The following is a 9,496-nucleotide window of genomic DNA, read 5'->3' on the forward strand; positions in this document are numbered from 1 at the left end:
GGCACGGTGTGGTGGCGATTTACTTTGGATTATATTGGATAATCAACACCCTTGTAATATATTCAAAAAATACTCCCTTAATTTCACCTATTTTGTCCCCGGAACGAGCAGTGACCGTATCACCTCATAGTTTACATAATTATTTTCCTGTAATGAACAGAGTATTCGTTCAATTATATTTTTTCCGTTTCGCATAACAAGAAGCCAGCAGGCAGACATTTTCTTTTTCATTAAAAAAAGCCCCTTTTCAGGGGCTGGAATAAGCCACACTAACTACCACGATAGAATGGCTAAAAAGGGGACATGCTTATACTTCTTCAGTATATAGGATTATACATTTTTTGTATAGTGCCTATATATCTTTGCTCGCTCCTATACGATACAGATTAAGCAACGATTTATACGTCTCATCTAATGCTTTCGTATCCCCGGTCGCGGCCAGCACAGCCAGCTTCCCAACAAAATATTCATTAAACTGCACCTCTCAGCTCGTACCTGATCCCCGGCCAGTTCAAACCGCTCAAGCAATGCATGCAGTCGCACAGCGGCCTGTTGAGGTAAAATCCGCTAACTTCTGACCTGCTTATGAATTTCTCGTTGAGTGAAATAAGACTGGGGTATAAACATAATGGATTTCCAACACATCCCTGTTCATCATAATGTTGAAGATTTTGTTAAGAAATAAGCTTTCCCGTGCAAAAATGTATAAATTCTGCTATGATGTGGCATGGCTAGTACAAAGCTAATGTATCGAACAAGAGAAGAGGTTTAATAAACGATGATGCAGTTCCTATGTATTGTATTAATGTTCAGTATCATTGTCGGTTTTTCGTATTTTGCGTACAGAGATGAACAAAAAAGAAGAATGGTCTACGTCACTGATGAGATGCTGAAAAAACCGCTAACCGATCAGACGGTCAAACACTATATCGAATTCCTCGAAACGGAACCGGAGCGCAACAATGCGTGCTACTGGCATTCGCTGCACCGGGCGTACGAGCATATTATGAAGGCCAAGACCGTAGACCCGCGCCTGAAAAAAGAATTAAAGAAAACATTGAGAAATCAAGTTATCGTATAAAGCAAAGACGCGTTTTTCGCTTCTGTCTTCTATTGTAACACACTCCAAAACCCGGAATCAGCCGCATCGACTGCTCCGGGTTTTCGTTTATAAATAAAAAAGCCTGGAGCCGATCGGGTTCCCCGATTAGCCTCCAGACTCTCTACTTTCCTATTGCAAGCCTGCAAAAACAGCCCTATTTATGCACGGCCTGTGGATCTTGCAGATAATTCCAATATGGGGCAAGCGCATTCCGGCTCTGCTGTACCGCCTGCATGGCCTCCTCCACCAGCGGACGCTCTGGAATAGAATGAGGATCTTGGAAATCTACCTCACAATCTATAAGCCCTTCAATCACGCCGAGCGTAGCAATCGGAAGATACGGAAGACTATAGCCGCCCTCCTGCAATACGGCAATACGCCCATCACACACCCGCTCTGCCAGCTCCCGCAACGTCCGTGCCATATAACGGAAACCTGGCCGCATAACCATCATACGCGATAGCGGATCCATTCCATTCGGATCTTGTCCGGCTGAAACAAGCACCAGTTCCGGACGGTATTCCTCAAGTACAGGCAGTACGATTTGTTCGAAGGCATGGCGGTAGCCTGCCTCCCCTGTAGCGGACGGTAATGGAATATTGACAGTGTAGCCTTCGCCCTTTCCTGCTCCCGTCTCCGTAACGTTGCCTGTATCTGACGGGAAATATTGCGCCTCATGCAATGAGATAAAGAGCACACTATCATCCTCATAAAAAATATCCTGCGTACCGTTACCGTGATGAACATCCCAATCGATAATCGCCACTCTGCTCAATCCATACTTTGCCTGCGCATATCGTGCCGCTATCGCCACATTGTTGTACAGGCAGAATCCCATTGCCTGATCGCTTGAAGCATGGTGTCCCGGCGGACGGATTAATGCATATGCCTGTGTCATACCGGATTCTTCACCCATAGCAAGATCTACAGCTTTTATCGCACCACCCGCGGACAGGCGTGCAATCTCCTCCGATACCGGACAGCCATACGCCTCCGGTCCAAATACGCGCAGACCCTTTGCGGCCGTATCGCGAATATGTGCAAGATGGCGCTCCGTATGTACACGAAGCAAATCTTCATCACGTGCAGGCCCAGGGGTAACTGCGTGCATCTGCTGTAGTAGACCGCTTTTTTCTAACATTTCTTTAATGTAACGGACACGATTATGATTTTCGAATTCAAGTCCGACATCTACTGTCTTTCCATTTGGGAGCGAATATACCTGTGTACCTGTATCATGCTTAACATAATCCTCGTGGAAAATAAACCCGGTTGGTTTCATATAATTTCTCCTCCTCATACCTTATTGCTTGTTTTTCTGTTAGGAAATATGTTCATTTTGCCTTTCTGTTCGCTCTTCCACCTCATCAAAGTGAAGCTCTGGTGGCTGCTGACGAAATCCCCTTGTTAAGAAGAGTAAATATACAATTCCTACCGCAACCCAGATACTGCCGAGCATCAGCGAATGCTTGTCCAGATTGCTCCACAGCCACATATTGAAGCCTGCACCGATGAGCGGCAGCAACAAATAAAGCACAAAACCGCCAAAGCTGCGCCGCCGTTCACGAATGTAATAATGAAAAATGACCGATACATTGACGAATGTAAAGGCAACCAGGGCACCAAAATTAACGAAAGAGGCGGCCGTCACCAAATCCATCACAAGCGCTGAAAGAGAAAACACGCCTATCAACAGCACATTGTTCAGCGGAGTGCGAAAACGCGGATGAATATAGCCAAACACCCGGGAGGGCAATACGTTCTCTCTTCCCATTGCAAACAGCAAACGAGCAGCACTCGCATGGGATGACAAACCAGACGCCACACATGCAGTAATCATACCTGCAAGAAATAAGGAAGCAAACAGGGAACCTCCGATATATTCGGCGATCTCAAAGGCGGCCGAATCTACTACCTTGAATGAGTTGAAATCCGGATATACGAGCTGCGTAATATAGGAAACAACTGTGAACAGCAATCCGCCAATGAATGCGATAAGAAAAATGGCCTTTGGCACGTTTTTTTTCGGCTCTACCGTTTCCTCAGCCAGCGTCGTTACGGCATCAAATCCAAGAAACGAAAGGCAAAGAATCGATGCACCTGCCAATACGAGCGAATACGATACATCTGGATTATAGAACGGAAGCGCAGAAAACAAGGTCCCCATTCCCATGCCATTCTCCAGACCACGGATCGCCAGCGATACAAAAATGATCGTAACGAGGAACTGAAACAAAATCAAAAACGTGTTCACTTTGGCAGCCAGCCGAATTCCAAATACGTTAACACCAGTAATAGCCACGATAAACAGCAACGTCCAGCCCCAAGCCGGTACAACTGGGAATGCGGCAGCCAAAAATGCGCCTGCCAGCAGGAAGTTGATCATCGGCAAAAATAAATAATCCATTAATACTGACCAACCTACAATAAATCCAAGATGTGGACTGATTGTTTTCTGAGTGTACGTATACGCCGAACCGGCTGAAGGATAAACTTTAACCATTCTGCCATAGCTGTAAGCAGTGAACAGCATCGCAGCAAGTGCCATTACGTACGCAGCCGGTACTGCGCCGTGCGTCGTCTGGGCAGCTACACCAAACGTCGAAAACACTGTCATTGGAGCCATGTATGCAAGTCCAAGTATGACAAGCGGCAACAGCGTTAGTGTCCGGGTGAACCCCTGGTTTGTTCCTTCTTTCAACATGGCAATCCCCCTGATTTTTGTAATGTCCTTTTCGATTCAACAATGTAGCAATATTCATACCAAAACATCAATTTATATTATTCATTCTATTCTAATTACGATTTTTCTACCTTTTTTACGTCAGATAATCTAACACATGTTTATGTCTTTTCACTATTTCACAAGTATTTTTACGCAAAATTGCATAACTCATGCGAATATGAATAGCTTTATGTGTTTTTTTACTCATTTTACATATTAGGAAACAAAATCGCTGACTACATCTACTATTGCGAATATAAGAAATCAACTAGTTTTTTTGATGAAGAATTGGTACAATGCGTCTCATACTTCTTGATACAAAAACAAATATAGTTGTCAAGACGGAGCAATTTTTCGCAGCACATCCTGCATATTGTCTTTAAATTTCGTTTCACTTGACATACCTGGGTTAAGAAGAAGGAGCATCCATATGAATCATTTATCAAAAAAAGAAATCATTCTAATAAGTATTATGCTGTTTTCGATGTTTTTCGGGGCAGGCAACTTGATTTTCCCTCCATTTCTTGGACAATCAGCCGGGGATAACCTTTGGCTCTCGCTTGCCGGTTTCATTCTTTCAGCAGCAGGCTTGCCCATCCTTGGCGTTATAGCGGTTGCCAGGGCGGGCGGATTTAGCGCTTTAGCGGGACGCGTACATCCGTCATTCGCATTTTTGTTTCCGTTTCTTATCTATCTTTCCATCGGACCTGGTCTGGCTATTCCGCGTGCAGGCAGCTTAGCGTATGAGATGGGGGCCTTGCCTTTTCTGTCTGCAAACCTCAAGGAAAGCCCTATAGCATTGGCTGTGTATACACTTGCTTTTTTTGGTGTTGTATTCTGGCTCAGCCTATCGCCATCTAAGCTGGTCGATCGATTCAGCAAGTTATTGACGCCGCTTTTACTTGTGATGATCGCCATTATTTTCATCAGAAGCCTCTTCATGCCAATGAATACACTGCAAGCACCTAAAGGCAACTATGCAGCAAACCCGGCCTTTCAAGGATTTCTTGACGGCTATTTGACGATGGACGCACTCGCGGCGCTCGCTTTCGGTATCGTTATCGCGAATACATTAAAAGCCAAAGGGGTTCATGAAGAAAAATCGCTGTCCGTCTATATGGTGTATGCGGGTTTAGGTGCGGGCATATTGCTGTCAGTTATTTATCTCGCACTCGGTTATCTTGGCGCTGTAGCTCCACATGCCGCTGAAGCAAAAAACGGTGCACAAATTCTGACGCTCCTGATGAACCATCTTTTCGGCGCAGGAGGAACCATGCTGCTCGGCTTGCTATTTACACTCGCCTGTCTGTGTGTATCTATCGGACTTGTCATCTCGTGCAGCCAATTTTTCAATACAACTCTGCCATGGCTGTCATACAAAGGATGGGCCACTGTCCTGACCGTCTGGAGCATGGCTATCGCCAATTTGGGTCTTACGCAAATTCTTAAGGTGTCCGTACCGGTTCTTGGCATCCTCTATCCAGTGGCTATTATTTTGATTATCTTAGCCCTTGCCCATCGCTATATAGCTACAGCTTCAGTTGTTTATACGATTACAGTTGGACTTGTCGGCCTGTTCAGCCTAATTGATATAGTAAACACCGTATTCTTGGCCGGAAAATGGTCTAGTTCCCTATCTGGTCTGCCTTTGTACAGCGAAGGATTAGGTTGGATTGTACCTGCTATTGTTGGTATTTTGACAGGAAATATACTTGATAAAATTAAAAACATACGCAACACACATACAGAAAAAGATGCAGCATAAAGTGAAACATTCATCCGTGGAATTTTACTGCTCGTGGCAAAATAAATTCTATTGATTAATCTAACAATCTCTACTATACTAAAAATATTATTTACAAATTAAATATACACAATCCTCATCATCTACGATGGGGTAGAGGTCGCGGTCGTTATAAGTACGGTGCAGGAGGCAGGAAGAATGCCTAAGAATTCATCGAAAAGGAACGACCGCCGAAGCTTTCACGTATTCTTCGACGTGCAGGCTGGGTCCGTTTTCGAACAGGAACGGAACTGTCACGTTTGCTATCCTGGCAAACGTGGTGTGCTATCTTCATGGAAGGTATGATGCGGGTGATTAAGGGTACCGCCACTATTTTCTAGGGCGGTATTTTTTATTCTCACTCCCCTTCCGGTGCATATGAATGTCATCCATATAGTAAGGAGTGTTTCTACGTGCAAGATACCGTATCACAACAACAAACAACTGCCGAACACACGCAAGCCAATTCCGGTACATCAAAAGAACAATTGCGACGCGGCCTAAAAGCGCGCCACCTAACGATGATCGCGCTCGGCGGCTCTATCGGAACCGGACTGTTCCTTGCGAGCGGCAGTGCTATTCATACAGCCGGTCCAGGCGGTGCACTCGTCGCCTATGTCGCAATCGGTATCATGGTCTACTTTCTCATGACCAGTCTCGGCGAGCTGGCAACATTTATGCCGGTATCCGGCTCTTTCAGCACATATGCCTCCCGCTTCGTTGATCCGGCGCTTGGCTTTGCACTCGGCTGGAATTACTGGTACAACTGGGCAATTACGATTGCAGCGGAACTGGCGGCCGGCACGCTGCTAGTGAAATTCTGGCTTCCAAACAGCTCCTCTTTTCTCTGGAGCGCTCTGTTCCTTGCGCTGATGTTTGGATTAAATTATCTTTCCGTTAAAAGCTATGGAGAATCGGAATATTGGTTTGCAATTGTTAAAGTGGTAACAGTGATTATCTTTATTGTTATCGGCTTGTTAATGATTTTCGGCATTATGGGAGGAGAAGCGGTTGGTTTCACGAACTTCACCGCAGGTGATGCACCGTTTCATGGTGGATTTATGGCCATTCTCGGTATCTTTATGGCAGCCGGTTTTTCCTTTCAGGGGACCGAACTTCTGGGTGTTGCAGCCGGTGAGAGCGACAACCCGAAAGAGAATGTACCGAAAGCCATTCGGCAAGTGTTCTGGCGCATTCTGCTGTTTTATGTATTAGCTATTTTTATTCTGGGACTTCTGCTTCCATATACGCATCCCAGTCTAGTGAATAGCGATATTGAGACCATTGCTAAAAGTCCATTTACAATTGTGTTCGAGAAAGCCGGGCTGGCATTTGCAGCATCTGTAATGAATGCTGTTATTCTGACAGCCGTACTATCCGCTGGTAACTCCGGTATGTATGCCTCCACCCGGATTCTCTGGGTATTAGCAAAGGAAGGCAAAGCACCAAAAGTGTTTGGCAAGCTGAACCGCCGCGGTGTTCCCGTATATGCGCTGCTTGCAACAACAGCTGTCGGTATGGCTGCTTTTCTCGCCTCTTTCTTCGGCGATGGCGTGGTATATACATGGCTGTTAAATGCATCTGGCATGTCTGGCTTTATCGCCTGGCTCGGCATCGCCATCAGTCATTATCGCTTCCGCAAGGCATATATCGCCCAGGGGTATGATTTACGCGATTTACCGTACCGGGCCAAATGGTTCCCGTTCGGCCCGATTTTTGCATTTATATTGTGTATTATCGTTATTCTTGGCCAAAATTACACAGCATTCACAGGTAGCAGTATTGACTGGAACGGTGTACTTGTCTCTTATATTGGCCTTCCGCTCTTCCTGATACTATGGCTCGGATATAAGGGGGCGAAAAAGACGAAAGTCATCCCGCTTCAGGAATGTAGCTTCGGCAGCACCGAGAACGAACAGCACAGCAACTAATTGATTTAATTATCCTCGACATACGATGTTATACAAAAAAACCCGTATGAACATTATTGTTCATGCGGGCTTTCTTACTATATAAATTATTATTCCGGTTGCCTTTCATAGAAGGAAATGTTCGAAAAAGAAGTACCTTGTGCCGTCTTCCCGGTTTGTGTAACGATCATCGAACGCCCGTCTTCCAAAAGTTCACGACGCGCATGAAGAATGATTTCTCCATCCTTCAATGAGGTTGTATCCAGCGTTCGATCATTCGCAAACGTTGCAGAGACGGTATCGGCAATCAAAGGATCATGATACGGATACTCCTGGCCGTCTGGAATGAACTGGTTCGTCATCGTAAATGTATGACCATCGGATGATTTCCACTCGATTGCGATTTCAAGCCGATCATCTTCCTGTTTAATTCGATACTCGGCACGCTGTGCAGGCGCCCCAAACTCGTACCACGATTTTTCCGGACGCAGAGACCATCTGCCACAGAACCTCTTACCTACTTCTGCATACCCTTTGCTGGTTTCCATTCGATATTCTCCCCTCCATTTATTTGATATCGCTTTGCTGTATATACGTAGCTTACTCCTTAATGTACTCACAATGAACCAATGAAGTGCACCTTTCCATTGGTGCCTGCTTTCAATACAATGACACGCCAATAATTAACTAAATATTTAAAATACTATTTTATTCTACTACATTTCTCTCGTTCTTCTCAATGGTAGAGATAAGAAAAACTCGCGGTTTTTTCAAATGATGCGCTCAAAAAAACAGTATATCGCTTCCTTGCTTTATAGTGACATATCGTTGCTTATTCATTAAAAAAGGCATTCCCCTGTTATGAGGAATGCCTCCTTGTTTCACTTTATACCTGTTCGTCAATAAGTCTGTACAATGCCTGTGTACCTTTATTCTCCTCACCTTTTTCTGCCAATTCATCGTATAACGATTTCGTCAGCTTCAAGCCCGGCGTCATCATTCCCATCTCTTCTGCGGCCTCCAGGGCAATGCTCATGTCCTTAATAAAATGTTTAATATAAAATCCGGGTTCAAAATCTCCCTTTAGCATTCGTGGAGCCAAATTGCTCAGTGACCAGCTACCCGCAGCACCCGTAGAAATACTTTTCAGTACATTCTCAGGGTCTAGACCAGCTCTTTTGGCATATACCATCGCTTCACATACACCAATCATCCCGGATGCAATCGCAATCTGATTGCACATCTTCGTATGTTGACCGGCTCCTGCTGAACCTTGATATATGATGTTTGCACCCATTTTTTCAAAAATCGGGCGAACCGCTTCAAATGCGGCTTCATCTCCACCGACCATAATCGCAAGTCGCGCTTCACGTGCACCGATATCACCACCTGACACCGGAGCATCCAACGCATGGATATTTTTTTGCTTGGCTGCTTCGTAAATTTTCTTTGCCAGCATCGGACTTGATGTTGTCATGTCAATGACATAGGCATCTTCTTTGGCGTGCGCTAAAATACCGTCTTCTCCTAAATAGGTCTCCTCTACATCTTTCGGATAGCCAACCATTGTAATGATTACATCTGCTTCAGAGGACAGCTCTGCTACAGTATCATTCCACACTGCACCGGATGAAATGAGATCTTCCGCTTTTGCTTTTGTACGATTGTACACATGAACAGGATAGCCTGCTGTAAGCAGGTGTCCAGCCATGCTTTTTCCCATAACGCCGGTACCGATAAATCCGATGGTAGGTTTTGTGACTGCTGCCATCATTCCACTCCTATACTATATAAGTTACACTTGATAGTTTAACATGATAACGTGGTTGGAAGTAGGAAATTCGGAAAAAAGAAGAGGTTGGATGCGCCCTGCGCTCCGGCAGAAGAAAGGCCAGCATGTCTTTTTCTGACCGTGCCCACCCATCGCCCTTCCGTCTTTTTCTACCTCCTACCACAAAAGTTTATCGATTTATCAA

At 45.1% G+C, this 9,496-nt stretch carries 9 protein-coding genes and 1 riboswitch; of the genes, 4 read left to right on the forward strand and 5 right to left on the reverse strand.

What is annotated here, in order from left to right; genetic code table 11:
- Positions 1-197: hypothetical protein (locus tag HMPREF0083_RS29105; protein ID WP_209421090.1), on the forward strand; the 197-nt coding region annotated here is incomplete at its 5' end.
- A 155-nt stretch (positions 198-352) separates the two neighbouring features.
- On the opposite strand, the gene HMPREF0083_RS29840 is transcribed toward HMPREF0083_RS29105, so the two are convergent.
- Positions 353-481, reverse strand: coding sequence for a hypothetical protein (locus HMPREF0083_RS29840; protein WP_021623800.1), 129 nt, complete (start codon positions 479-481; stop codon positions 353-355).
- Between the two features lie 297 nt (positions 482-778).
- Between HMPREF0083_RS29840 and HMPREF0083_RS21065 the strand changes: the two genes are divergently transcribed.
- A complete protein-coding gene (locus HMPREF0083_RS21065) occupies positions 779-1,081 on the forward strand; it encodes a hypothetical protein (RefSeq protein WP_021623801.1) in 303 nt (100 codons plus the stop codon).
- A 175-nt stretch (positions 1,082-1,256) separates the two neighbouring features.
- Here the strand turns inward: HMPREF0083_RS21065 and HMPREF0083_RS21070 are convergent, their stop codons facing one another.
- The gene (locus HMPREF0083_RS21070; RefSeq protein ID WP_021623802.1) at positions 1,257-2,384 is read right to left on the reverse strand and encodes a class II histone deacetylase; all 1,128 of its coding nucleotides are present in this window, start codon (positions 2,382-2,384) and stop codon (positions 1,257-1,259) included.
- A gap of 39 nt (positions 2,385-2,423) precedes the next feature.
- The gene (locus tag HMPREF0083_RS21075) at positions 2,424-3,806 is read right to left on the reverse strand and encodes an APC family permease (RefSeq protein ID WP_021623803.1); all 1,383 of its coding nucleotides are present in this window, start codon (positions 3,804-3,806) and stop codon (positions 2,424-2,426) included.
- 451 nt (positions 3,807-4,257) lie between these two features.
- Here HMPREF0083_RS21075 and brnQ point away from each other — a divergent pair, with 451 nt between their 5' ends.
- The gene (gene brnQ / locus HMPREF0083_RS21080; RefSeq protein ID WP_021623806.1) at positions 4,258-5,592 is read left to right on the forward strand and encodes a branched-chain amino acid transport system II carrier protein; all 1,335 of its coding nucleotides are present in this window, start codon (positions 4,258-4,260) and stop codon (positions 5,590-5,592) included.
- Positions 5,593-5,717: 125 nt separating this feature from the next.
- Positions 5,718-5,906, forward strand: a riboswitch (Lysine riboswitch).
- Between the two features lie 117 nt (positions 5,907-6,023).
- On the forward strand, positions 6,024-7,541 hold the full coding sequence (locus tag HMPREF0083_RS21085; RefSeq protein WP_021623807.1) for an amino acid permease: 1,518 nt from the start codon (positions 6,024-6,026) through the stop codon (positions 7,539-7,541).
- 89 nt (positions 7,542-7,630) lie between these two features.
- Here HMPREF0083_RS21085 and HMPREF0083_RS21090 read toward each other — a convergent pair whose 3' ends face one another.
- Complete coding sequence (locus tag HMPREF0083_RS21090; protein WP_021623808.1) at positions 7,631-8,068, reverse strand: hypothetical protein; 438 nt, start codon at positions 8,066-8,068, stop codon at positions 7,631-7,633.
- Positions 8,069-8,406: 338 nt separating this feature from the next.
- Entirely contained in the window at positions 8,407-9,291 is an 885-nt protein-coding gene (locus HMPREF0083_RS21095; protein WP_148316032.1) for an NAD(P)-dependent oxidoreductase, read from the reverse strand.
- Between the last annotated feature and the right edge of the window lie 205 nt (positions 9,292-9,496).

Origin of the sequence: Aneurinibacillus aneurinilyticus ATCC 12856, assembly GCF_000466385.1 — a bacterium.
Classification (GTDB): Bacteria; Bacillota; Bacilli; order Aneurinibacillales; family Aneurinibacillaceae; genus Aneurinibacillus; species Aneurinibacillus aneurinilyticus.

Coding starts and splice junctions, on each gene's coding strand:
- HMPREF0083_RS21065 (WP_021623801.1), top strand. CDS start 779: ATGATGCAGTTCCTATGTATTGTATTAATGTTCAGTATCATTGTCGGT.
- HMPREF0083_RS21070 (WP_021623802.1), bottom strand. CDS start 2,384: ATGAAACCAACCGGGTTTATTTTCCACGAGGATTATGTTAAGCATGAT.
- HMPREF0083_RS21075 (WP_021623803.1), bottom strand. CDS start 3,806: ATGTTGAAAGAAGGAACAAACCAGGGGTTCACCCGGACACTAACGCTG.
- brnQ (WP_021623806.1), top strand. CDS start 4,258: ATGAATCATTTATCAAAAAAAGAAATCATTCTAATAAGTATTATGCTG.
- HMPREF0083_RS21090 (WP_021623808.1), bottom strand. CDS start 8,068: ATGGAAACCAGCAAAGGGTATGCAGAAGTAGGTAAGAGGTTCTGTGGC.
- HMPREF0083_RS21095 (WP_148316032.1), bottom strand. CDS start 9,291: ATGGCAGCAGTCACAAAACCTACCATCGGATTTATCGGTACCGGCGTT.